The sequence below is a fragment of the Xenorhabdus budapestensis genome, from assembly GCF_017743015.1.
Taxonomy (GTDB): Bacteria; Pseudomonadota; Gammaproteobacteria; order Enterobacterales; family Enterobacteriaceae; genus Xenorhabdus; species Xenorhabdus budapestensis.
Genome location: NZ_CP072455.1, coordinates 2,592,134 through 2,616,366, shown reverse-complemented (window position 1 = coordinate 2,616,366; position 24,233 = coordinate 2,592,134). Strand labels below are relative to the sequence as shown.

At 47.4% G+C, this 24,233-nt stretch carries 28 protein-coding genes and 3 tRNA genes; 21 read left to right on the top strand and 10 right to left on the bottom strand.

The annotated features are described in order from the left end of the window. Position 1: 1 nt before the first annotated feature. On the bottom strand, positions 2–1,717 hold the full coding sequence (locus HGO23_RS11350; protein ID WP_209026675.1) for a terminase large subunit domain-containing protein: 1,716 nt from the start codon (positions 1,715–1,717) through the stop codon (positions 2–4). On the opposite strand from HGO23_RS11350, the gene HGO23_RS11345 reads away from it, so the two are divergent. From HGO23_RS11345 to HGO23_RS11260, 18 genes are all read left to right on the top strand, one after another. Then, a complete protein-coding gene (locus HGO23_RS11345) occupies positions 1,702–2,712 on the top strand; it encodes a GPO family capsid scaffolding protein (protein WP_209026674.1) in 1,011 nt (336 codons plus the stop codon). The genes HGO23_RS11350 and HGO23_RS11345 overlap by 16 nt on opposite strands. A 25-nt stretch (positions 2,713–2,737) precedes the next feature. Beyond that, positions 2,738–3,793, top strand: coding sequence for a phage major capsid protein, P2 family (locus HGO23_RS11340; RefSeq protein WP_209026673.1), 1,056 nt, complete (start codon positions 2,738–2,740; stop codon positions 3,791–3,793). 47 nt (positions 3,794–3,840) lie between these two features. Then, the gene (gpM, locus tag HGO23_RS11335) at positions 3,841–4,602 is read left to right on the top strand and encodes a phage terminase small subunit (protein WP_209026672.1); all 762 of its coding nucleotides are present in this window, start codon (positions 3,841–3,843) and stop codon (positions 4,600–4,602) included. 103 nt (positions 4,603–4,705) lie between these two features. Beyond that, the gene (locus tag HGO23_RS11330; RefSeq protein WP_209026671.1) at positions 4,706–5,197 is read left to right on the top strand and encodes a head completion/stabilization protein; all 492 of its coding nucleotides are present in this window, start codon (positions 4,706–4,708) and stop codon (positions 5,195–5,197) included. Continuing rightward, the gene (locus HGO23_RS11325; RefSeq protein ID WP_209026670.1) at positions 5,197–5,397 is read left to right on the top strand and encodes a tail protein X; all 201 of its coding nucleotides are present in this window, start codon (positions 5,197–5,199) and stop codon (positions 5,395–5,397) included. The genes HGO23_RS11330 and HGO23_RS11325 overlap by 1 nt, the downstream gene beginning before the upstream one ends. Before the next feature lie 8 nt (positions 5,398–5,405). After that, positions 5,406–5,729 carry a phage holin, lambda family gene (locus tag HGO23_RS11320; RefSeq protein WP_209028769.1) on the top strand — a complete coding sequence of 108 codons (324 nt, stop codon included), beginning with the start codon at positions 5,406–5,408 and terminating at the stop codon, positions 5,727–5,729. After that, the gene (locus HGO23_RS11315) at positions 5,722–6,123 is read left to right on the top strand and encodes a structural protein (protein WP_209026669.1); all 402 of its coding nucleotides are present in this window, start codon (positions 5,722–5,724) and stop codon (positions 6,121–6,123) included. The genes HGO23_RS11320 and HGO23_RS11315 overlap by 8 nt, the downstream gene beginning before the upstream one ends. Then, positions 6,120–6,569 (top strand): lysis protein, encoded by a 450-nt coding sequence (locus tag HGO23_RS11310; RefSeq protein WP_209026668.1) that lies wholly within the window; start codon positions 6,120–6,122, stop codon positions 6,567–6,569. Before HGO23_RS11315 ends, HGO23_RS11310 begins: the two co-directional genes overlap by 4 nt. Before the next feature lie 3 nt (positions 6,570–6,572). Continuing rightward, complete coding sequence (locus tag HGO23_RS11305) at positions 6,573–7,028, top strand: phage tail protein (RefSeq protein WP_209026667.1); 456 nt, start codon at positions 6,573–6,575, stop codon at positions 7,026–7,028. Continuing rightward, positions 7,025–7,660 carry a phage virion morphogenesis protein gene (locus tag HGO23_RS11300; RefSeq protein WP_209026666.1) on the top strand — a complete coding sequence of 212 codons (636 nt, stop codon included), beginning with the start codon at positions 7,025–7,027 and terminating at the stop codon, positions 7,658–7,660. Before HGO23_RS11305 ends, HGO23_RS11300 begins: the two co-directional genes overlap by 4 nt. A gap of 1 nt (position 7,661) precedes the next feature. Then, positions 7,662–8,291, top strand: coding sequence for a phage baseplate assembly protein V (locus HGO23_RS11295; RefSeq protein ID WP_209026665.1), 630 nt, complete (start codon positions 7,662–7,664; stop codon positions 8,289–8,291). Beyond that, positions 8,291–8,632, top strand: a complete 342-nt coding sequence (locus tag HGO23_RS11290) for a GPW/gp25 family protein (protein ID WP_209026664.1) — start codon at positions 8,291–8,293, stop codon at positions 8,630–8,632. Before HGO23_RS11295 ends, HGO23_RS11290 begins: the two co-directional genes overlap by 1 nt. Before the next feature lie 4 nt (positions 8,633–8,636). After that, positions 8,637–9,545, top strand: coding sequence for a baseplate assembly protein (locus tag HGO23_RS11285; protein WP_209026663.1), 909 nt, complete (start codon positions 8,637–8,639; stop codon positions 9,543–9,545). Next, entirely contained in the window at positions 9,538–10,146 is a 609-nt protein-coding gene (locus HGO23_RS11280; RefSeq protein WP_209026662.1) for a phage tail protein I, read from the top strand. Before HGO23_RS11285 ends, HGO23_RS11280 begins: the two co-directional genes overlap by 8 nt. Next, the gene (locus HGO23_RS11275; RefSeq protein WP_209026661.1) at positions 10,143–11,564 is read left to right on the top strand and encodes a phage tail protein; all 1,422 of its coding nucleotides are present in this window, start codon (positions 10,143–10,145) and stop codon (positions 11,562–11,564) included. Before HGO23_RS11280 ends, HGO23_RS11275 begins: the two co-directional genes overlap by 4 nt. A gap of 2 nt (positions 11,565–11,566) precedes the next feature. Beyond that, positions 11,567–11,941: a tail fiber assembly protein gene (locus HGO23_RS11270; protein WP_209026660.1), complete on the top strand. Its 375-nt coding sequence runs from the start codon at positions 11,567–11,569 to the stop codon at positions 11,939–11,941. A 7-nt stretch (positions 11,942–11,948) separates the two neighbouring features. Continuing rightward, positions 11,949–12,770 carry a phage tail protein gene (locus HGO23_RS11265; RefSeq protein ID WP_244967789.1) on the top strand — a complete coding sequence of 274 codons (822 nt, stop codon included), beginning with the start codon at positions 11,949–11,951 and terminating at the stop codon, positions 12,768–12,770. 2 nt (positions 12,771–12,772) lie between these two features. Beyond that, the gene (locus HGO23_RS11260) at positions 12,773–13,222 is read left to right on the top strand and encodes a tail fiber assembly protein (RefSeq protein WP_244967788.1); all 450 of its coding nucleotides are present in this window, start codon (positions 12,773–12,775) and stop codon (positions 13,220–13,222) included. 190 nt (positions 13,223–13,412) lie between these two features. Here HGO23_RS11260 and HGO23_RS11255 read toward each other — a convergent pair. The 9 genes from HGO23_RS11255 to HGO23_RS11215 form a co-directional block, all read right to left on the bottom strand. Next, a tRNA-Leu gene (locus HGO23_RS11255) sits at positions 13,413–13,499 on the bottom strand. Between the two features lie 6 nt (positions 13,500–13,505). After that, positions 13,506–13,579 (bottom strand) — tRNA-Cys (locus tag HGO23_RS11250). A 5-nt stretch (positions 13,580–13,584) separates the two neighbouring features. Beyond that, a tRNA-Gly gene (locus tag HGO23_RS11245) sits at positions 13,585–13,660 on the bottom strand. Between the two features lie 145 nt (positions 13,661–13,805). Next, positions 13,806–14,354 (bottom strand): CDP-diacylglycerol--glycerol-3-phosphate 3-phosphatidyltransferase, encoded by a 549-nt coding sequence (gene pgsA / locus HGO23_RS11240; RefSeq protein ID WP_209026658.1) that lies wholly within the window; start codon positions 14,352–14,354, stop codon positions 13,806–13,808. 56 nt (positions 14,355–14,410) lie between these two features. Next, positions 14,411–16,243: an excinuclease ABC subunit UvrC gene (gene uvrC / locus HGO23_RS11235; RefSeq protein ID WP_209026657.1), complete on the bottom strand. Its 1,833-nt coding sequence runs from the start codon at positions 16,241–16,243 to the stop codon at positions 14,411–14,413. Between the two features lie 23 nt (positions 16,244–16,266). Then, positions 16,267–16,926, bottom strand: coding sequence for a UvrY/SirA/GacA family response regulator transcription factor (uvrY, locus tag HGO23_RS11230; RefSeq protein WP_209026656.1), 660 nt, complete (start codon positions 16,924–16,926; stop codon positions 16,267–16,269). A gap of 308 nt (positions 16,927–17,234) precedes the next feature. Further along, positions 17,235–17,636 carry a GFA family protein gene (locus tag HGO23_RS11225; protein WP_099137334.1) on the bottom strand — a complete coding sequence of 134 codons (402 nt, stop codon included), beginning with the start codon at positions 17,634–17,636 and terminating at the stop codon, positions 17,235–17,237. A gap of 141 nt (positions 17,637–17,777) precedes the next feature. Beyond that, positions 17,778–17,903 (bottom strand): hypothetical protein, encoded by a 126-nt coding sequence (locus tag HGO23_RS19940; protein ID WP_280529518.1) that lies wholly within the window; start codon positions 17,901–17,903, stop codon positions 17,778–17,780. A 392-nt stretch (positions 17,904–18,295) separates the two neighbouring features. Beyond that, positions 18,296–19,081, bottom strand: coding sequence for a thioesterase II family protein (locus HGO23_RS11215; RefSeq protein WP_169923103.1), 786 nt, complete (start codon positions 19,079–19,081; stop codon positions 18,296–18,298). A gap of 741 nt (positions 19,082–19,822) precedes the next feature. Between HGO23_RS11215 and adiA the strand changes: the two genes are divergently transcribed. The 3 genes from adiA to HGO23_RS11200 all read left to right on the top strand — a co-directional run bounded on the left by adiA (position 19,823) and on the right by HGO23_RS11200 (position 24,183). After that, positions 19,823–22,105, top strand: a complete 2,283-nt coding sequence (gene adiA / locus HGO23_RS11210; protein ID WP_209026655.1) for an arginine decarboxylase — start codon at positions 19,823–19,825, stop codon at positions 22,103–22,105. 3 nt (positions 22,106–22,108) lie between these two features. Continuing rightward, positions 22,109–23,437: an arginine/agmatine antiporter gene (adiC, locus tag HGO23_RS11205; RefSeq protein WP_099136977.1), complete on the top strand. Its 1,329-nt coding sequence runs from the start codon at positions 22,109–22,111 to the stop codon at positions 23,435–23,437. Positions 23,438–23,754: 317 nt separating this feature from the next. After that, positions 23,755–24,183, top strand: a complete 429-nt coding sequence (locus HGO23_RS11200) for a universal stress protein (protein WP_209026654.1) — start codon at positions 23,755–23,757, stop codon at positions 24,181–24,183. Positions 24,184–24,233: the final 50 nt, after the last annotated feature.

The following is a 24,233-nucleotide window of genomic DNA, read 5'->3' as shown; positions in this document are numbered from 1 at the left end:
GTTAAAACTCCGTGACAAAAGAGGTATACCCGCCAGAGTCGCTTGATATCGGCTCTCCATGCAGAACATTCATGACGGCCCACGCAATATCACCGTGATCAATGCCGCGCATCCGGTCAGCGTCATAAGTCACTACGCCGCCTGGGGTGATGATTTTCTTGATGGACATAAACGAGGTGGCGACCTGTTTCATACCGGCATCATATTCAAACCGGCCGGAGCGGATCAGCATCTGGGCTTTCATGACCAGCATCCGTTTCAGCGGCGCGGAATATCTCAGTAAGGTGGCGGCCGGGAAGAATTTACACACCAGTTCATGCACCGCTTCCCCCGTTCCGCCGGTGCCATCAATGGCGATGCCCAGCACATGGTAGCGCTCGGTCAGTCTGCGGATTTCATCAGCCTGTTTTTCAAACGCCATCCCGCGAAATTGCAGCGCTTCAATCACCCGCCATTTACCCCCACTGACGGCGGGCGGAGACATAACCACCAACCCCAATCCGTCACCATTGCCGCCGGTGCCGGTCGGGTCAGCGCCGATATAGACGCCTTTGTGTCCCAGTGGGCGTGGGGCGTAAGGTTTCCAGTCGGGCCAGACTTCTTCGCTGTAACCGTCAACCCCGCATTTAATGATGTCGTTATAGTCAAAGGCCCGTTCGCCAGCCTTCACAAAGATACAGCGGTACAGGTTGTCAAAATCGGCGGGGCTGTTTTCACTCTCGATTTCATCCAAATCAACCCGATCCAGCCCCAGTGCGATAGCATCATGAATGGTAACAATCTGCCGCCAGATGTTATCCCCGCACAGAACGCCGGGTTGTAAAGTGGCGTGGCGGGTATCAATCGTAATCTGTTTCTTATTGGGCCGGGATTGATTGAAAAAATCCCCTGTCCAGAACGGGTAGGCTTCGTGCTCTTCACTGGATGGCGTAGAAAAATAAGTTCGCCTTAGCCCGATATGGGTCGCCATCCCGGCAGCCACTTTCCGCAGCTTAAGAAAATTACTGACCCAGAAGAACTCATCGAAATAGAGATCACCGGTATAGGATTGCGCTGACGCGGCTGACGTACCGAGAAAATAGAGTGTGGCCCCGTTGGATAAAATAATCTCGTCACCACCTTTGAGTTCAACCCCCACCTGACGGGCGATAATCTGGATAAACTTTTTGAACTGGTAGGCTTGCGCCCGGCTGGCTGACAAAAATATCTGGTTATTGCCGGTTTCCAGTGCCGTGATCAACGCTTCGCGGGCAAAGTACCACGTCGCCCCAATCTGGCGCGATTTTAATATCATGCGGTTACGGCGTTCTTTCTGTTTGTACCAGCGTTTCTGGTATTCAAACAGGGATTCATACACCATCGCGCGCAGTTCCGAGATTTGCTCGGCGCTGAAATGATTTTTCGGTGTTTTCGCTTTGGTCTGTTTGTCTTTTTTCACCTCATGGCGATCAAATCGCTCTAACTGGCGATAAAGAAAATCCAGTGTTTTGAAATCATGCGGGGTCAGGGCGTCTTTTGCCTGCATACGCAGGATTTTCACATGCAGCTCATCGCTCACCCGTTCAATCGGGTTCGCGTTATCCCATTTATCCCGCCGCCGCCAGGAGTAAAGGGTGTTCACACTGACGCCCAGCCGTTTTGCAATTTGCGCAATGCTGTAGGCCTGCCAGTACAAACTTTTGGCTTCTTGTCGGGGATCATGTGTTGTCATCATCATGGTGCTTACTTTCCCACAACCCGCGCGCGGACTGCCATGCCTGCCATCTGTCACCGTGCCGTGACATGGCGAAGGCTTTGAGTAAAACGCCGCTGACTGCCAACATAGCGCCATCAACCGAACAACCCCGAAATGGCTTGTTGGAGAAAGCAACCATGCCAAAAACCATTAAATTAACGGTCTGTACCGAGGGAATGACGCTGAACGGGTTTGCCGTCTCCCGCGAACAGATCCAGCAGATGGCGGAGAGCTATAACCCGCGTTTGTATGCCGCCCGTTTAAATCTGGAACACGTTAAAAGCCTATACCCGGACAGCACATTTCGTCAGTTTGCGCTGGTGCAGTCCGCCCGTGCCTATGAGGTCAAAGACGGCCCGTTACAGGGCAAGCTGGCACTGGAGGCCACTGTTGAACTGGATGAAGAGAAAGACGCAGCATTGTTCAAACTGAATCAGACCGGGCAGAAAGTGTTCTCCAGCATTGAATTTTACTCGCGTTTTCCCCAGACCCAGAGTGCCTATCTGACCGGCATTGCGCTGACGGATACGCCCGCCGCTGTCGGGACGGAATTAATCAGGCTCAGTGTGCAGGAACGCGGTTTACCTGCCAGTGATGATCGCTATTTGTCGGCGTCACTGGAAACCATGGTTGAAATGCTGGCAGCCACGGAACCGAACCCGACCGAGGATAAATCTATCGGCGAAAAGTTTGTTTTATCTGTGAAAAAGGCGCTGGGGCTGCACCGCGAACACAATAACGCCGAACTTAACATCTTGCGTGAGATGGTGCAGTTAACAGCGGAGAAATGCGGCGAAGCACTCAATCAGGGTCAGAAATTGTCTGCACTGGAAACGCTGTGTGCCAGTCAGTCGGAACAACTCACGCAACTGACAACGGAACTCAGCACACTGAAAAGCCAATTGAGCCAGCAGGATGATTCTTCGGTGCATCGACCGGGCGCGAGCGGTTCAACCCACGTGTTGGCTGATTATTAATTGATTGCTTACAGGAATTTTATCTATGTCACTCAGTAACGAAGGACGTCAGGAATATCTGTCCTACCTTGACCAGCAAGGCAAATTGAACGGGGTTAAGCGCGAAGGCGACCATATTCAGTTGACGGTTGCGCCGGCTGTCCAGCAGAAACTGGAAGCCGCCAAGATGGAAAGTAGCCCCTTTCTGAGAGAAATCAACTCCTTTGGCGTGATTGAACAGGAAGCAGAGAAAATTGGTGTCGGTGTCCATCGCACCATTGCCAGCCGCAATACCTCCACTACGGATCGCCGCGAGCCGGTCAGCGTCCATGATTTAGCGGGAAATCGCTATCGCTGCGAACAAACCAACTTCGACACCTACATTGGCTATACCCAATTGGATGCGTGGGCCGGTCATCCGGAATTTCAGAAACTCATTAGTCAGCAGATTGTCCAGCAAGAGGCCAATGACCGTCTGATGATTGGCTTTAATGGTACGTCAGTCGCCGTGAAATCCGATCGGGAGAAAAACCCGCTGTTACAGGATGTCAATGTCGGCTGGTTGCAGCGGCTGCGCAATCACGCCCCACAGCGTGTGATGAGGGGTATTACGCTGACCCGTCGTGATGAGGAGGGGAAAATCATCCAGAAAGGGGACTACGGCAACTATGATTCTGTGGTTTATGACGCGGTCACATCGCTGTTAGATCCGTGGCACCAGAGTGCGCCCGGCCTGATTGCCATTACCGGTTCGCGCCTGACCACGCAGAAGAACTTCCGCATCCTGAACCAGCACAGCCAGCATAACCCTAATATGGAGCTGTTGGCGGGCAATGAGCTGATGAAACTCAGCACGCTGGGCGGTTTACCGGTCTTCCGTGCGCCGTTCTTCCCGGACGGGGCAATCTTAATTACCACCTTTAAAAACCTGTCGCTTTACTGGCAGAAAGGCAAATACAACCGCTACATCAAAAATGAGCCGGAATATAACCGTATTGCCACCTATGCCCAGAGTAATGACGGCTATGTCATTGAAGATTACGGCCTGAGTTGCCTGATTGAAGGTATTTCGTTTGCGGGTGCTGAGGGCAGCGCGGACTAAACCACAGTTTCCGGTGTCGGATTCCGCCGGCATCGGGTCAAGGGGGAATGATGCTGACACCGGCACAAGAACACTGGCAGCGAACGATGGCGGCACGCCGTGGCGATGAACAGATGTCATCGGCAACGCTGACCGCCTATGAGCAGATATTGCACCGCTTACGCATCGATCAGACACGGCTGTCTGACCTGCAAGGGACAGAGCGAAAAATTGCCTATAAAGGCGAAGTGATAGCGGCCTATGACAGTTGGATTGATGGTGTGTTAAGTGCGGATACCGGGCAGGCTGACGAAGTGCTGACGCATATCATGATCTGGCAAATTGATATCGGCCACTATGAGCGCGCATTGACACTGGCGGACTATGTTATCCGGCATAATCTGCCACTGCCCGATCGCTATCATCGCACGGTTGGGCCGTTACTGGTGGATGAGATTTGCGATAAAGCCCTGACCATTTTTGCCGCCGGCAGTGACGCCATTGCACCGATATCGCTGGCGATTCTGGAATGGCTCTTTGTATTGGTTGAGCCGCTGGATATGCCAAATCAGGTCAGAGCCAAGCTGCTTAAAACGCTGGCGTATACCTTGCGAAAAAGCCCGCAGCAGGCAGACAAAGAACGGGCTTTATCCCTGATGCAGCAGGCGTTGTTACTGTTCGCCAATATCGGGGTCAAGAAAGATATCGAAACCCTGACACGGGAACTGAAAAAGGCTGAGGATAGCACGGCACCGCCGAAGCCCGGCGCGACAGAAAAGAAACCGGCCAAAACCAAGACAACAGCGGCGAAGAAGATCTCTTCCCGCTAACCGAATGCACCCCGCGTGCCCGGCGGCACGGTGAACCGAACGGCTTTTAAGCCTTGTCCGTTTTACCGTCCACCGCCGCTTATTGCTAACACAGGTGGAACTGATGAGCTTAGTCGCAACCAAACAGCCCCGACCCATGGATAACCCACAGGAGTTCAATGATGGCGGCGCAAAAGTCACCGCCGGGGCATTCTGGCCGGTGATCATGCTGGCTGATTTGCGTAATTCCATGCGTCTGAGTGGGGCAGTGACGACAGCGCGCCTGATGCACATGACGAGCGAAGCGGTGTTGTCAGTCAATCAGCAACTGGTGACATGGCAGCATGAGCAGGAAAGCCACGGTGTCATGTCACTGGAAGCGGTGCCGTCACCGGTCATCAATGACACCACGGCGCATGTGTTCCGCTATCGCCATGCGGTGTACAGCTTCACCAAAGCGCTGCTGATTGAAAACTATCGCGATATCGACACCACGCGCGACGGAGAAAAGCACGCGGAAGCCTTGAGCACACAAATTGATGACCTGCGCAGGGACGGACAGAACGCCATACGGGATATGCTCGGAAAAAATCGCATGGTCGCGGAGTTGGTCTGATGCGGGTCAGGGCGTTGCAGGGGGATTCGATGGATTTGCTTTGCTGGCGTCATTATGGCCGCACACAGGGCGTGGTTGAGCAGGTACTGGAGGCGAACCCGGATCTCTGTCTCATCACGCAACTGGCCGCCGGTCAATGGGTGGAGCTGCCGGATATCACCCCGCCGCCCAATCAGGACATCATTCAATTATGGGACTGACACTAACAATGAAAGACCAACCGGATTTATGGGTCGAGATGATCAATGGCCTGAAGAATTCATGGCCGCAGATATCCGGCTCTTTGCTGGCTGTCCTGATCTGTTATGGCCGCCTGATTTATGACGGGGTAGAACGCCGCAACCGTTGGGTTGAACCGCTGCTTTGCGGGGCGCTGTCATGGGGGATTTCCAGCGGACTGGAGCTGTTCGGCATTCCCGGCACGGTGTCACCGGCACTGGGCGGGGCAGTGGGTTTTATTGGTGTGGAAAAGCTGCGTGAATTTGCGACCCGTGCCATCAATAAACGTTTGGGAGATAAACCGCATGAGTAGGGGGATCCGGAATCATAATCCCGGCAATATTGATTATCACCCGGCTAATCGTTGGCAGGGACTATTGCCCTATGACCCGAAGATTGAAGCGCGGTTCTGCCGGTTTGAGTCTGCGGAATATGGCATTCGGGCACTGATGAAACTGCTGTCTAATTACCACAAAAACGGCTATCAGAGTGTCGCCAAAATGATAGATCGCTGGGCACCCACCAATGAAAACAACACGTCGGCGTATATCCAGGGCGTTGCCAATGCATTGGGGATTGATCCGCATCAGGTGATTAATGTGGATAAAGTGACACTGACGGCGCTGGCTAAATCCATCATCCGGCACGAGAACGGTCAGCAACCTTATCCCGAGGCGACGTTTGAAAAAGCGTTTGCGCTGCTATGAATTGGAAATTACAGGTTTTCTCGCTCGTTAGCATCGCGTTAATCGGTTTCTTCTGCCATTACCTGATTAATAACAATATGGCGCTGCGAAATGAAAACCAGTCACTTAATCAATCCCTGTCAGCACAAGTGGCTATCAACACGAAGCAACAAGAAAGCCTCCAGGCACTGCATGAACAGGATACGAAACGGTTACAGGAACTGACTCATGCCAAAGCTGAAATTGACCGGTTGCACGCTGCTTCTGTGGCTCACCCTGAGCGGGTGTACATCAAAGCTGAGTGCCCCGTGTCTGAAACCACTGCCCCCGCCGGCGTGGTTACTGCAACCGACGCCCGACCTACAGACGCCGCTGTCCGAAATTATTGGTTACTCAGAGAGCGCATTGCCACCTCAACGCAAATGATTCAGGGGTTGCAGGCATACATTCAGACACAATGCAGGTGAGCCATGTTAAAGCCTAATTTACTGCGGGAAATGATTGTCAGGCATGAGCCATTTTTCAACCAGAATCCGGATCGGCTGGAAGTGTTTGTCACCAAAGGGAACCTGATGGCTACGGGCACACAATCAGCGTCTTTTCTCTACCACTATCAGTTGGAAGTGCTGGCGCTGGATTACCCGAACCCGCTCGATAATCTCAGTATCCCCATACTGGCATGGGCGCGACTGCATCAGCCGGATTTACTGTTTAACCCGGAACGTCGCAAAGAAGGCTTTCGCTTTGAAGTCGATTTACTCGATAACGACACGGCCGACATTTTGTTTACGCTGCCGGTTTCTGAACGGGTCGTGGTGAACCGGGAAAAAGGCCGGTTGACGCCGACCCATCTTGATGAGCCGTTACCGGATGCCCGGTCACTGGCGGCATGGGATGTCTTGTTGGATAAAACGGAGGCCGCATGAGTCAGGGCAGTTTGTTGCTTTCACTGGAAAATGAATTACAGCGGCTGCTGTCCACGACGGCCCCCGGTTATCGCAGCCGGCTGGCGCGACAACTGGCAACCGCTATCCGTTCTGACCAGCAAAAGCGTATCCGCAGCCAGAAAAATACCGACGGTTCCGGTTATGAACCCCGCCGCCGCCGTATTCTGCGCTCACGGAAGGGCATTCGCTTTATTTACCGGGGCAATGCCCGTTCTCTGAAAAACTGGCGTGCCACCCGTGGCCGCCGGGGGCGCATGATCGCCGGTTTTGATGAAGATAAAGGTGCGGTGCGGTCATTTTATCGTAGCGAGATTGATCGCTATCTGGAAATTAATCGCAGTGAAACCCGCACAACAACCGCCCGGCGTGACCCGATGTTTCCACGCCTGAGAACGGCCCGGCTGTTAAAAATACGCACGTCAGCGGATTCGGCTGTCGTCGGTTTTCAGGGAAAAGCGGCCGCCATTGCCCGGCAGCACCAGTACGGATTGACCGGCAGTATTAATGCACTGGCACAGGTGAAATATCCGCGCCGTGAACTGCTGGGACTCAGTGAGCACGAAAAAGTCAAACTGATTGAACTGATTTATCACGATTTGGCGGAGGCATGACATGACACCGGCAGAACTTTACCGATTATTAATGAATATCGTGCGGGTAGGGACGGTATCCGCGGTGGATCTGAGCAGCCAGCGTTGCCGCGTCCATATCAGCGGATTGCAGACAGACTGGTTACGCTGGACAGCCCAGCGCGCGGGCACATCCCGGACATGGTGGGCACCGAGTGTCGGTGAGCAGGTATTGGTGCTGGCGATGGGCGGTGAACTGACCACCGCATTTGTGGCGGGATCACTTTATTCTGCTGCTCATATTGCACCCTCTGCGTCTGCCGATGCCGTACATATCGCGTTCCCTGACGGGGCAGTGATGGAATATGAACCGAAAAGCAGTGCCTTAATGGTCAACGGGATTAAAACCGCCAGTGTCACGGCCTCCGTGTCGGTACAGGTGACTGCCCCGCAAATTACCTGTACCGCCAGCGAGCAGATCACGTTAGCGACTCCGGTAGTGATGTGTACTAATCACCTGACCACCGGCAGTCTGGCGATCCGCCAAGGCGGTACGATGCACGGCAATATCACCCATACTGACGGCCAGTTCAGCTCGAACGGGATTGTGGTCGATTCACACCGACACACTGGCGTTTGGTCAGGTGACAGTACCTCAGGAGGGCCGCTCTGATGCAATTTCTGGGGATGGACAGACACACCGGTCACACATTGTCAGACAGTGACCATATTCGCCAGAGTATCGCCGACATTCTGATGACGCCGATAGGTTCACGGGTGATGCGCCGGGACTATGGTTCATTGCTGCCTGATCTGATTGACCAGCCGCAAAATCCGGCCTTGCGCCTCCAGATTATGAGTGCGTGTTATATGTCACTGCTGCGCTGGGAACCCCGCATCCGCTTAGAGGCTATCAATTACCTGCGAGCGGAGCAGGGGGAATTATCGGTCGAGATCAGCGGGGTGAATATCCAGAATAATCTGCCTTTTTCGCTTTCCATTCCGGTGGGGTGACGCTATGCCAACAATTGATTTAAGCCTGTTACCGCCGCCCGATGTGGTTGAACCGCTGGATTTTGACACCCTGTTTGCTGAGCGCCGGGAAAAACTGATTGCTCTGTATCCGCCGGAGCAACGGGATACCATCGCCCGCACACTGGCGCTGGAATCCGAACCGCTGACCAAACTGTTGCAGGAAAATGCGTACCGGGAATTGCTGTTACGCCAGCGCATCAATGAAGCGGCCCGCGCCGCGATGGTAGCGTTTGCCCGGGGTAGTGACTTAGACCAGTTGGGCGCGAATAACAATGTCGGCCGATTGGTATTGCAACCGGCTGATAATGCAGTTGTGCCACCCGTACCGGCGGTACTGGAAGCCGACGCGGATTTTCGCGTGCGTATCCCGCAGGCGTTTGAGGGTTTAAGCGTGGCGGGACCGGTGGCATCCTATGAATACCATGCCCGCAGTGCTGACGGACGGGTTGCCGATGCTTCCGTTATCAGCCCGTCGCCGGCTTGTGTGACGGTCAGTATTCTCTCGCGTGACGGGAACGGCGCAGCCAGTGGTGAGCTGGTCGATATTGTCACTCATGCCCTGAATGACGAGGACGTTCGCCCGGTGGCGGATCGCCTGACGGTACAGTCGGCCAAGATAGTCAACTATGCCATTGAAGCTGTGCTGTACCTGTACCCGACGCCGGAATATGAGCCGATATTGCAGGACGCCCGAACACGGTTGGCCCGCTATACCGCTGAACAGCACCGGATTGGCCGGGACATTGTGCGCAGTGCCATTTTTGCCGCGCTCCATGTGCCCGGTGTGCAGCGGGTGGAGCTGAAAAAACCAGCCAAGGATATGATCCTGGACAAAACTCAGGCCAGTTACTGCACCTCAGCCCATATCACGCTCGGGGGGTCGGATGAATAACCGCCTGTTACCGGTTGGTTCGTCCCCGCTGGAAGTGGCCGCCGCCGAAGCCCTCAGCAGTCTGGCTGATATTCCCGTTCCCCTGCGTGATTTATGGCAGCCGGATCGCTGTCCGGTCAGGTTACTGCCTTATCTGGCGTGGGCATGGTCAGTGGATCGCTGGGATATGGACTGGCCGGAAATCGTTAAACGCGAATCCATTAAAGCGGCAATGTTTATCCATAAACACAAGGGCACGATTGGCGCTATTCGTCGCGTAGTTGAACCGTTTGGTTATCTGATCCGCGTGATTGAGTGGTGGCAGAACAACGACCCGCCCGGCACGTTTCGGTTAGATATCGGCGTGATGGACACCGGCATCACCGAAGTCACTTATCACGAGCTGGAGCGCTTAATTTTTGATGCCAAACCGGCCTCGCGTCACCTGATTGGCATGTCCATCCAACTGGAAACCGGCGGCACAATGTACGGTGCCGTTACCAGTTATGACGGCGATATCCTGACCGTTTACCCCTATCTGGCGGAAAGTCTCACGGTGACGGGTGCTGATGTGATCGGCGCAGGTATACATATTATTGATTCGATGAGGATTGAAGCATGAGTAAATATTTTGCCCTGTTAACCCGCCTCGGCGCGGACAGGCTGGCGAATGCCGCTGCACTGGGCACGAAAATTGAAATTACGCATATGGCGGTGGGGGATGGCAATGGCAGTTTACCCACGCCGGACAGCAACCAGACCAAACTGATCAACGAAAAACGCCGGGCGGCCATTAATGTGCTGAGCATTGATCCCAAGAATACCCACCAGATTATTGCTGAGCAGGTTATCCCGGAGCATGAGGGCGGTTGGTGGATACGGGAAATTGGCCTGTTTGATAAGAACGGCGTACTGATGGCGGTGGCAAACTGTGCCGAAACCTACAAACCACAGTTGCAGGAAGGCTCAGGCAGAACGCAGACTATCCGCATGGTGCTGATTGTCAGTCATACCGATGCGGTGACATTGAAGATTGATCCGTCTGTAGTACTGGCCACCCGCGAGTATGCGGATGCGGTCGTGGCTAGGGCTATCAGCGAGCATGAAAAAAGCCGTCGGCATCCTGCTGCTACGCTGAAAGAGAAAGGCTTTGTGGTGCTGAACAATGCCACCGATAGCAATAGCGAAACACAGGCCGCCACGCCGAAAGCCGTAAAGGTCGCCTATGATTTAGCGAATGCGGCCAATCAGAATGCAAATAGCCGTGTGCCGACAGAGCGCAAGGTGAATGGCAAAGTGTTGTCGACAGATATCTTATTGAATGCAGGCGATGTGGGTGCTTATACCACAAAGGAAATCGATTCTCGGATAGAGAAAGTTAAGGAACTGGCGAACAAGGCAACTCAAAACGCGACCGATGCCAACGACAACGCCAACCGCCGCCTTGACAAAGCGCAGAACGGGGCAGATATCGAGGATAAGAATACGTTCATTAACAATCTTGGGCTGCGGGATACGGTGGACAGGGCGCATCATTCATTGGATCGCCGTACCGGAGGAGAAGTGAATGGTGATATTTCATCTCAGGGAAATCTTTCAGTTCAGAAGGATATTTCAGCAAAGGGGAAAATGAGTGCTGATGACGGTTTTTTTGCAGGGACTGCGGCACTGACTCCGTGGGGAGATATTCGTGGGACCCAGTGGGGGAATGGGTGGCTGAGTCACTGGTTGAATGACAGGCTTGCCGAAAAACCGTCAGCTAAATTTATGGAGGACAGTCAGGGTTGGTGGCTGGACCCTACAACAGGCATCATTCTTCAATGGGGAAAGCTTGCTCCGAGTGGCAGGAATTTTAATTTTCCACGGGCGTTTCCTGTTGAATGTTTTCACGTATTTGTAACAAATAATACCTCGCAGGGGTCTAGAATAGATAACGCATTTGGGTATCCGGTGAATAATCATCAATTTTATGCATCAACAAAATCTGAAGGTGGGAATGACAGCGGGCATCCAGTGGCATGGTGGGCAATTGGGAGGTAATAATGGGTATTGAAAAAATAAAACCCGAATTCAACAGAGATTATGATTATTTTTACAGTGCCTCAGCATCGGGCTTTGTTTACCGGCCGTATTCAGAACCCGGTGACTATCCTGATGACCTCAAACCTGTCAGTGATGAGTTGCACAACCATCTGTTTAAAGGACAGGCAAACGGGAAGCAGATTGTGGCTGATGAGAATGGTTTACCCATGTTGGCAGACCCGCCTCCACCGACACCGGAGGAACTACAGCAACAGGCCGAATCAGAGAAGCGTTATCGTATGTCACATTCAGCCCATTGCGGGCTGTTTGGTTTTGACATTCAACATGACGTGGTTGCCGGTTTTGATACCGGTGGCTGGGCGGTCAGACTATGAGGGGATTATGGCAAAGAATGAATTTCTGCCTTTTGGCATTGCAGACGGGGCAAACGTCTTAACCAACGACGAATACAGCAAACTGGCTGCCCGTACTAACGGATTCAGTTCTGGTGTAGCGAAATCACAAGAACTGAATAAGGTCTGGCGGCAAAGCGCCGTCATCGCTACCGTGGTGGCGCAGTTTATCGCGGAAACGACAGGCAAGGATGTATTGGATGATGGCAATTTACAGACATTACAGGCCGGATTGCTCAATGCATTAAGAACTACAGTCAGCGCCAATGTACCCGCTGCTTCGATCACCACAGCCGGCATTACGAAGTTGAGTAATGCCACAGATAGCCACGCCGAGAATATGGCGGCGACACCCAAAGCGGTACAACAAGTCTCTACTGCTGCAAATCAGGCACTGAAAGAAGCCGGAAATGCGCTCACCAATGCAAACACAGCAAATCAAAATGCCACCAATGCCAACGACAACGCCAACCGCCGCCTTGACAAAGCGCAGAACGGGGCGGATATCCCGGACAAGAATACGTTCATTAACAATCTTGGGCTGCGGGATACGGTGGACAGGGCGCATCATTCATTGGATCGCCGTACCGGAGGAGAAGTGAATGGTGATATTTCATCTCAGGGAAATCTTTCAGTTCAGAAGGATATTTCAGCAAAGGGGAAAATGAGTGCTGATGACGGTTTTTTTGCAGGGACTGCGGCACTGACTCCGTGGGGAGATATTCGTGGGACCCAGTGGGGGAATGGGTGGCTGAGTCACTGGTTGAATGACAGCGGGCATCCAGTGGCATGGTGGGCAATTGGGAGGTAATAATGGGTATTGAAAAAATAAAACCCGAATTCAACAGAGATTATGATTATTTTTACAGTGCCTCAGCATCGGGCTTTGTTTACCGGCCGTATTCAGAACCCGGTGACTATCCTGATGACCTCAAACCTGTCAGTGATGAGTTGCACAACCATCTGTTTAAAGGACAGGCAAACGGGAAGCAGATTGTGGCTGATGAGAATGGTTTACCCATGTTGGCAGACCCGCCTCCACCGACACCGGAGGAACTACAGCAACAGGCCGAATCAGAGAAGCGTTATCGTATGTCACAGGCTACCAATGCGATAGCCCCGTTACAGGACGCTGTTGAACTTGACATGGCCACAAGCGAAGAGAAAGCTGCCTTAACCGAATGGCGCAAATACCGGGTGTTGCTCAACCGGGTCGACTGTTCCACTGCCCCCGATATCGCATGGCCGGAACCGCCGAAGTGAGGAGGGGGCGATGGTCTTTTACTTGTAAGGGATATTGAAACAGGAACGGGGTTCTTAAATCGGAGGTTAATAAATATAGTGAAAAGATATAGTGAAAGAATAGTGAACGTGATTTGTGTCAAAGAAAAAAGCCACCTTGCGGTGGCCTTTTTTATTCCCGAACTCACTGTTTTATCAGTGGTTTTTAACTTGGTGCCCAGGGCGGGACTTGAACCCGCACAGCCTAAAGGCCGAGGGATTTTAAATCCCTTGTGTCTACCGATTTCACCACCTGGGCTGAATCTGGAGGCGCGTCCCGGAGTCGAACCGAGGTAGACGGATTTGCAATCCGCTGCATGGCCACTCTGCCAACGCGCCTTTTTTGGAGCGGGAAACGAGACTCGAACTCGCGACCCCAACCTTGGCAAGGTTGTGCTCTACCAACTGAGCTATTCCCGCTTTTCTTTCGAACTGCTTGATTTACTTAACTTATTTCGTAAGCCTCATGTGCCGTTCGATGCGTTGCATTCTACTTATTTCGCGAAATGAGTCAACACAATTATTTATAAAACTTGTTTATTCGGTGATTTTTGCGTCGTTTAGATCATGTTTCACTCAAATCACCCCATGCTGTGCTCAAATATTGAAACATTGACCAGAATGTTAAGATGGCAGCAGCGTATAATAAGATGAATCCACTAACTTCTAATTCAACATTAGGACGCCATAATAAAGCAACCAATGCAGCCATCTGTGCGGTTGTTTTGACTTTTCCCATCCAGGAAACTGCTACACTGCTGCGTTTTCCTAATTCAGCCATCCATTCCCGAAGGGAAGAGATAATGATCTCTCGTGCAATCATTGTTGCTGTCGGTAATGTTATCCACCAGGAGTGATAATATTCAGTTATCAGTACCAATGCGGTAGCAACCATTACTTTATCTGCAACTGGATCAAGAAATGCACCAAAACGTGTTGTCTGTTTCCATAAGCGGGCAAGAAAACCATCAAACCAATCTGTCGCAGCAGCGATAATAAAGATGATGGCGCATAACATCGGTGCCCATTGAAAAGGCAGATAAAACGCCAAAACAAAGAACGGGATTAAGGCAATACGAAACAGGGTAAGCCATGTTGGAATATTTAATTGCATAATGCTTAGTAACTATCTGACCATGTAAAGTTTATCAGTATGGTGCATCAATACTTTTAGTGTTTCAACGCATTATAGATTATTTCTGCCAGTGAATAAGAGATAGAAGGCACTTTTGCGATCTCTTCTACACTTGCGTTGCGTAAAGGCTGTAATCCTCCCATATATTTTAACAGCATTTGTCGACGTTTTGGCCCAATTCCTTCTATAGATTCCAGTGTACTGGTCTTTTTCACTTTTTCCCGACGTTGACGATGACCTGTTATAGCGTGGTTATGAGATTCATCACGAATGTGTTGAATGATGTGTAATGCCGGCGAGTCAGAGGGAAGAGCTATGCCCTCGCTTTCTGCTGTGAAAAATAGAGTCTCCAAACCTGCTTTACGGTCACTTCCTTTTGCTACCCCAATCAGTTTGGGATGTTTTTTATCCCATTCGACATTTAATGAACGGAAAACTTCTATTGCTTGCGTTAACTGTCCTTTGCCGCCGTCAATAAAGATGATGTCAGGAATTTTGGCTGAATCAATCGCTTTGCTGTATCGACGACGCAAGACCTGATTCATCGCAGCATAGTCATCTCCTGCTGTTATTCCCGTTATGTTATAGCGACGATATTCAGAACGTACAGGGCCATTACTATCGAATACAACACAGGATGCAACAGTTTGTTCACCCATAGTATGGCTGATGTCGAAGCACTCCATTCTGTGAATTTTTTCAATGCCTGCAAATTCAGCAAGTGCAGCCAGGCGTTGGTGAATTGTCGATTGCTGGGAAAGTTTAGTGGCTAATGCTGTTGCTGCATTGGTGCGTGCCAGTTTGAGGTAGCGGGCTCTGTCACCTCTTGGGCGCGGTTGAATATGCACTTTTCTGCCGGATAAGGAAGAAAGAGAGCTTTCCAGTAATTCTTTCTCCGGTAATGAGAAGTCCAATAAGATCTCTGTTGGTAATGTCCTGTTCTGGCTACCCTGAAGGTAAAACTGACCAAGGAAAGTCTGTACTACTTCATCTAATTTAGTGCCGATTGGGATTTTGGGATAGTAACTGCGACTACCCAAAATTTTACCCTGACGAATGAATAAAACATGTACACATGCTATGCCTGCGTCAAAAGCAACACTGATAGCATCCAGATCATCCTCTCCACCAGAGACAAACTGCCGTTCAGTAACTTGCCGGACAGCTTGAATCTGATCACGATAACGTGCTGCGTTTTCAAATTTAAGCTGCTTGCTTGCATCTTCCATTCTTTTAACCATCTTGGTCAGTACCTGCTGGTCTTTGCCGGACAGAAACAGGCGGACGTATTCTACCTGCTGTTGATACTCTTCATCTGTCACAAACCCTTTGACACAAGGGGCAAGGCAGCGGCCAATCTGGTATTGCAGGCAGGGTCTGGAACGATTGCGGTATACGTTGTCTTCACATTGGCGAATGGGAAATAATTTTTGCAAAAGTGTTAATGTGTCACGTACTGCATGGGAGTTTGGAAATGGCCCAAAATATTCCCCCTTAGCATGTTTGGCTCCACGGTATATGGTCAGACGAGGGTGTATATCACCACTTAAGAAAATATATGGGTAAGATTTATCGTCCCGCAGTAATACATTGTAGCGGGGCTGATAAAGTTTGATGTAGTTGTGTTCAAGTAGGAGTGCTTCTGTCTCTGTATGAGTTATGGTGACATCGATTTGAGAGATATTTTTCACCAGTGATTCTGTTTTGCGGCTGCCAACTTGTGCACGAAAATAACTGGATAGCCGCTTTTTCAGATCTTTAGCCTTACCAACATAAATCACTGTACCAGTAGTATCATACATCCGATAAACACCTGGCTGACTGGTTACTGTTTTTAAAAATGCCTTTGAATCAAATTGTTCTGCCACAATTTACCGCCCATCACTGTTTATCATCCACTATGATTTATCATATTGGGTGTATTAAGCAAACCACAGCGTATTGCTATATGAGTTAATTCTACATCACCCTTGATATTCAGTTTGTTAAACATCCTATAGCGGTAGCTATTTACTGTTTTTGGACTGAGATTGAGTAACGTCGATATCTCATTCACCTTTTTACCCTGAGTTATCATTGTCATGATCTGGAGCTCTCGCTCAGACAGTTCATCCAACGGGTTCTCTTTTTGCGGGTATAGCTGATCGAGTGCCATCTGTTGGGCAATATCAGGAGAGATATAACGTTGCCCTGCATAAACCGTTCGGATAGCGTTGATCATATCCTGAGGAGTTGCTGCTTTACTTAAATACCCTCTGACTCCGGCCTGCATAACTTTTGTCGGCAGGGAACTGTCTGTATGGATAGTCAACATAATTACGCGGGTATCCGGGGAATAGCGGATGATCTTTTTCGCGGCTTCAAGGCCTCCTATTCCCGGCATTCCCATATCCATCATAACAACATCCGTGGTGTTTGACCTGCACCATTTAACGGCATCTTCTCCGCTACTGGCTTCTCCTATAACTTTAATTCCCCGCACGTCATCAAGTATGCCTTTAACGCCAATGCGAACTAGTTCGTGATCATCAACTAATAAAACATTAATCAAACAACTTCTCCACCAACGTAATACCTACTGAAAATAGTGACAATTCAAGAAAATCCAATGGATGTACTGAATTTATCTTTATGATTTTTATAATATAATTCGACATAGAATCACTTTGACGCTCAAGTCAAATTAAATTGTTAATAATAAAGACTATATTATACTGGGATTAGTGTAAAACAGAAAGAAAATTGTTACATATCAATAGAATAAATGTAAAAGTAATTATCTTTTATGAGATGTGTTTGTTATAAAGCTTATTTGTCTTGAAAAATGCAATGAGGGGGAATTTCCCCTCATGCTAATGGTTATTTAAATAAGTTAAGAATATCCTGTTTAGTCAACATTGGTGTTTTTTCAACAAAGTTGTAATAGCCGGGTTTGCTGTCGACATAGATCTGCTTAGATAATTTTCCTGAGTTACTATTTTCAAATAGTGCTACAGGGACAATATAAGTACTAGGTTGATGCAGATGGTAAAAGAGGTGAGTTCCACAGTTTTTACAGAAAGCCCGCTCTGCCCACTCTGAAGATGGATAGGTTGAAACATTTTCATTACCCGCTATTTGCAAATCGTTTTTGCAATCTACAGATAAAAACGGACCTCCATTCCATTTCTGGCATGTTTCACAGTGGCAGGCATTGATACTTTCGATACTTTGGTTGGTTTTTATTTCTACTGCCCCACACAAACAATTGCCTTTATTCATTATTCTGCCTCATATATTTGAGATAATTATTTGAAATTTTATACCAATATGATTGAGGTATAGCTATTTCGCTTTGTTGTAATTGTCATATTTATCACAATAATGCACTGGTTCGGCACGGCATAAAGTTAGAATTATGAATTATTTCTTCTTATCTTCGTCTTCATCAATATGCCAGCTATGCAGTATACGATGAACAAATGGTGTAACTACAAATCCAATAGCAATAAAAAAGATCGCTTGTAGAAATAAGCCATAAACAGCCACAAAATATTTTCCCAGTGTACTGTTTGGCTCAATATGTAGGCTTTGTGTTCCAATCATTGAGACAGAGTTTAAAAGCACATCAGGAATAGCATGGCTTTCAATCAGGAAAAAACCAATACGTCAGGAATAATACCGATTAAGAAAATGATGCGAGCATGAAGAAAGAAACAAGCTTCCTTTTTTGATTTTTGAAAAGAAAAATAAAAGGATAGTTTATTTATTTTCGCGCCAGCACAAGAATATAGGTAGTGTTCATGTGATTCAAAAAATAATCTTGAACTTCTTATAATATGCCTAATAAATTTCGAGTTGCATTACAGCGGCAAGAGAACGAATCCCCAGAAACATAGGCTATTATGTGACCAGGAATTTGTTCTCTTACAAAGCATTAGTTAAGCACTTGATAGGAGTGTGTATGGTCGTCTGGATATTTTCGATTCAAGGATATTTGATACAGCATCGATAACCGGGTCATTATTATCATCAATAAAGAAGTGGCTGCCTTCAAAAACGATGACTTTTTTATCCTGCTCGAAAAAATCGAACCAGGAATAGAGTTCTTGCTCTGCTACCAGAGCATCATTTGTTCCGCCGAATACCGTTAGAGGGCAAGCAAAAGATGCTGTACCAGAATAATAATACTCTTCTGATATTTTGAAATCAGCCTTTATGGCAGGTAAAATCAGTGAGAGTAATTCATCATTGTCAATAATCTGTTGATTAACGCGCCCAAATTCCTGCAATGCAATAGTAAACTCTTTATCTTCTAGAGCACTTATTGGTTTTCGGATGGCAGAAACTTGCGGTCCTCTGCTACCTGAGGCGATAAATTCAATGGGTAATGGTAATGATTCTGCATCGATTTTTCTTAACAGTTCAAAAGCTATTCGGCTGCCTAAACTGTGTCCTAAAAAGATGTATGGTATATTCAATAATGGTTTTATATTGACATATAAGTCTTCAATCAGGCTCTTCATGTCGTCGTAAGGTTTTTCCTTGAATCTTGCTCCTTTACCCGGCGATTGAATAACTAAAAATTCAACGTTTGCTCTGATTTTTCTGGCAAAAGGAACAAAAGTTGAGCTGCCGCCTCCGGCATAAGGAAAGCAAAATATCCTGATTTCTGGATTAAAAACATGGTTGAGCTTAATAAAACAAGGGGAATATTCTTTGTTCACAATCGGATTCCATTATTATTTTTTAGGTAGCTTAAGATAAGCAGATTTGATTATTTCTGATTTCTCATTAGCAGAATGCTACTGCCCCTGGAGTATACTATCCAATATTAAAATATAATCCTTTTTGGGGTTTTTTATTATGGTAATAAGATTTTATGAAATGAGACAGAGAAAATAGTTTAGTAATTATCCTATTGAATATATTATCTTTTATATTCTCACTAAATGGGTTGCAACGCCCCGATTAACCACACTTATATACTCTTTTGTAATATCAATCACCGAATAACTACAATTTTGATGATGGTATTGTGTTATATCTTCCTGCAAATTACCTCCTTTTACTGTCATATCAGTGATTGTAGTGTACGGTCGTGTGTAATCAGGCACCATCTTATCGCTGCAATTCGTCGCTAAACTTTGTATATAACTGATGGTCCTTTGCGCTACTTCAATGGCTGATTCCCTCTCAGGTATAACTATCATCGGATTGCACAATCAAAAATAACCACTATATTTAATCAATGTGATTTTAAGCTAGAAACTTATATGCTCACAAATAGTTAGATAATGTTATTAAATTGTCGATATTCATGTTATGGCTCATACAGAACTGTGAAAAATAATTTTGATGCAATGCTATAGTGGTGATAGCCGTTTAATTTTCCTGATTGTGTCAATCATTCTATGGCAAGCGCCAGGTAACACTAAGTTCATTTGTCATTTTGATAGGAAAACATCATGAAGGTATTGATAGCAAAAAACGAAGTGGGTACAAGGCATCATAGCTACTATATCGAAAATGCAATACACCGCTTGGCAGATAAATTAATTGAACGGGACGTTGAAGTTGTTATTGCAGACTCTTTTGATGACAGTTATACGATAATTGCAGCTAACGAGCCGTTTGATTGTTTAATGGTAAGTTGTGCATTGATGGATGATGACTTATTTCAGCAGATCCAAAAATTGCTGAATAAACTGTTTGAGCGTCAGGAAAATGTACCGGTATTTCTATTAAGCGATCGGGAAAAAACTGTATTTTTATTGAATCATGAGATGTTGGAGCAATTAGCTGAATTTGCCTGGATACTTGAAGATTCCTCAGATTTTATTGCCGGCAGGGCTATTGCAGCCATGCACCGTTATCGCCAACAATTATTACCGCCATTGATGTCAGCCTTGATGAATTACAGAAAAGTCTATGAATATTCCTGGGCAGCGCCAGGTCATCAGGGCGGTGTTGGGTTTAATAAAACACCCGTTGGCCGCATTTATCATGATTATTACGGAGAGAATCTTTTTCGTACGGATATGGGAATTGAGCGATCTTCACTGGGGTCGTTGTTGGATCACAGCGGGGCGTTTGGCGAGAGTGAAAAAAACGCAGCCAGAGTATTTGGTGCAGACCATTCTTATTCTGTTGTTGTCGGTACATCAGGCTCTAACCGCACGATAATGCAAGCCTGCATGACAGAAGATGACATCGTTATCATTGACCGTAATTGTCACAAGTCCATTGAGCAGGGGCTTATTCTGACCGGGGCAAAGCCTGTCTATATGCTGCCAAGCCGTAACCGATATGGCATTATTGGCCCCATTTATCCGCAGGAAATGGAGACGAAGACACTCCAGAGAAAGCTGAAACAGAGCCCACTGACCAAAGATAGGGTGAAGCAAAAACCCGTTTATACCGTTGTGACGAATTGTACTTATGATGGTGTTTGCTATAACGCCAAACATGTACAAAACCTGCTGGATAAAAGCGTTGATAGAATACATTTTGATGAAGCATGGTATGGCTATGCTCGTTTTAACCCTATCTATCATGATCATTATGCCATGCGGGGTGATCCTAAAAAGCATAAAGGGCCAACCGTTTTTGCTACTCACTCATCTCATAAACTATTGAATGCACTCTCGCAAGCCTCTTTCATTCATGTACGTGATGGCCGCAATCCGGTTGATTTCTCAAGATTTAATCAAGCCTATATGATGCATGCGACAACATCACCCTTGTATGCGATCTGTGCTTCAAATGACGTTGCTGTCTCAATGATGGATGGTAACAGCGGTTATTCTTTGACACAGGAAGTGATTGAGGAAGCAGTCGATTTTCGTCAGGCATTAGCAAGTCTGTATCGGGATTTTGGTAAAAAGGGTGATTGGTTCTTTAAACCCTGGAATCAGGAGAAAGTGACAGATCCTGCGACCGGTAAGAAAATTGCTTTTGCAGATGCGCCAAAACAGTTACTGACCAAAGAACAAAGCTGCTGGACGATGAGTCCGGGTGACAGTTGGCATGGGTTTGAGGATTTACCCAATGACTGGAGTATGCTTGATCCTATCAAAGTCAGTATTCTGACACCGGGTATGGGAGATAATGGTAAGTTATTAAAACAGGGTGTACCGGCAGCGTTAGTGACGGCATGGTTAAGTCAACATGGTATTGTCCCGACGCGCACGACTGATTTTCAAATCATGTTCCTGTTCTCAATGGGAATTACCAAAGGGAAATGGGGGACTTTGCTGAATACCTTACTTTCCTTCAAACATCATTACGATGCGAATACACCTTTGAGTAAAGTATTGCCTGATTTGGTGAATGAATATCAAGAAGTATATGGCAAGTTAGGGGTAAAAGATTTAGGCGATAAAATGTTCGCTTACTTACATAAGAATCACCCGGGTGAAAAACTGAATCAGGCTTATGCTGCATTACCTGAAATTGATATGACACCACGGGCGGCTTATCAGGCGATTGTGACCAATAATGTGGAATTGGTGGCACTCGATAAACTTTCCCATCGCATTGCGGCGAACTCAATTATTCCTTATCCACCCGGCATTCCCATGTTGATGTCAGGGGAAAACTTTGGTGACAAAAACAGCCCGCAAATTGGTTACTTGCATGCATTGCAAAAATGGGATTGTGAATTCCCTGGCTTTGAGCATGAAACGGAAGGAACAGAGATTATTGATGGTATCTATCACGTCATGTGTATAAAGCGTAAGGGAAAATAAACTATGACTACGGTTGCAGACACTAAAAAAGTGGGTTTAATCCCCGTTACGCTGATGGTAGCGGGGAACATCATGGGATCGGGGGTTTTCCTGCTGCCTGCGAGCCTGGCAGCAACGGGAGGGATTGCTATCCTGGGATGGCTGGTGACCATCATCGGTGCGGTCGGGTTATCTATGGTATATGCCAAGATTTCTTCGCTGGATGATAGCCCGGGTGGTTCTTATGCCTATGCTAGACGAGCCTTCGGGCCATTTTTAGGCTATCAGACCAACGTACTTTACTGGCTGGCCTGTTGGATTGGTAATATTGCTATGGTCGTGATTGGGGTAGGTTATATCAGTTATTTTTTCCCTATCCTGAAAGATCCAATCATTTCTACATTCACCTGTATAGTAATACTGTGGATATTTGTATTTTTGAATATTATCGGCCCGCATGTCATAACCAGAGTACAAGCTGTGGCAACAACACTCGCCCTGATCCCTATTGTGGCAGTTGCTGTATTTGGCTGGTTCTGGTTCAGTGGCTCAACCTACATGAATGCCTGGAATGTCAGTGGATTAGATACTTTTAGTGCCATTCAAAGTACTTTAAACATTACTTTGTGGTCTTTTATTGGTGTTGAAAGTGCCTCAGTTGCAGCGGGAGTCGTCAAAAACCCAAAACGGAACGTACCGATTGCCACTATTGGCGGTGTGTTGATTGCTGCTGTGTGTTATGTGCTGTCCAGCAGTGTCATTATGGGAATGCTCCCCAACGCGACATTAGTCGTTTCATCTTCGCCGTTTGGTGATGCGGCACGTCTGGCACTGGGCGATACTGCTGGTGCAATAGTAGTATTTTGTGCAGCAGCCGGATGTTTAGGATCATTGGGAGGTTGGACATTGCTTGCCGGGCAGACAGCAAAAGCTGCAGCAGATGATGGCTTATTCCCTAAAATCTTTGCCAAAGTGAACAAAACCGGAACGCCAGTGAATGGGTTATTAATCCTGGGTGTTTTGATGACGATTGTGCAGTTCAGTAGTATTTCTCCTGACGCGGCGAAAGAATTCAGTTTGGTTTCATCTGTATCAGTGATTTTCACTCTGATACCTTATTTGTACACCTGTGCGGCTTTGGTGCTGCTTGGTCATGGTCACTTTGGGCAAGAAAAAACGCGTTATATTGTGATTACCTTTATTGCCTTTATTTACTGCATTTGGGCCGTATTGGGGACAGGCGCAAAAGAAGTGGTTTGGACGCTGGTGGTAATGATGGTCATAACAGCCATGTATACCTTTAATTACAACACAAAGCATCCGGCTCCTTTCCCGTTAGAGAAAAAAGATTAATGCGATTTTTATCTTATTATAATGCGCTGATATTCAGCGCTTTTTTATGTTTATTTTTGCTATTGAGCCGATTTTTCACTGCATCACAGATTAAAATCTGTGTACCAGACTTTTTTGATGTGCTGCCATAATCTCCCAATGTTTTTAATTTAAAGTAAATAGTTGTGCTTGTGGTTTTGTCAGGTTAAATCCCTATTTATTGGTTTGGATAAGCGCTAAAATGTTGAGTTGTTAGACAACTCACAGTAAGTTATTCTGGATCTTAATATACTTGGAGAATTCGCTAATTTAGGTAGTTAAATAATAGGAGCGTGCATATGTACAAAACTATTTTATTACCAGTAGATATCTCTGAAGATGAACTGACAAGCAAGGCTGTTCACTGCGCGCTTAACATTGCCAGAGAAACAGGTGCCAAGTTGCATATTTTACATGTATTACCTATTTCATCCGCGATTATTAATGCTTATGCATTAGGGTACATGGAAATTAAAGACAAAGCGACGATTAGGGCTGAAGAAGATTTGGGTAAGTTGGCGGCTTCCATTGATTTACCGGATGATCGTATCAGTTATTCAATTGCTTTTAGCTCACCAAGAGACGAAATCACTTCTACAGCAGATGAAATTGAAGCCGATTTGATCGTGATTGGTTCAAGGCGGCCAAATATTACTACCCACTTATTAGGTTCTAACTCTGCGGCAGTTGTCAGATATGCGAAAACATCTGTATTGGTTGTAAGATAGTTATTCGCATTGATAATTTCAATTTGGTAACTATTATCGGTTTTTGTTGT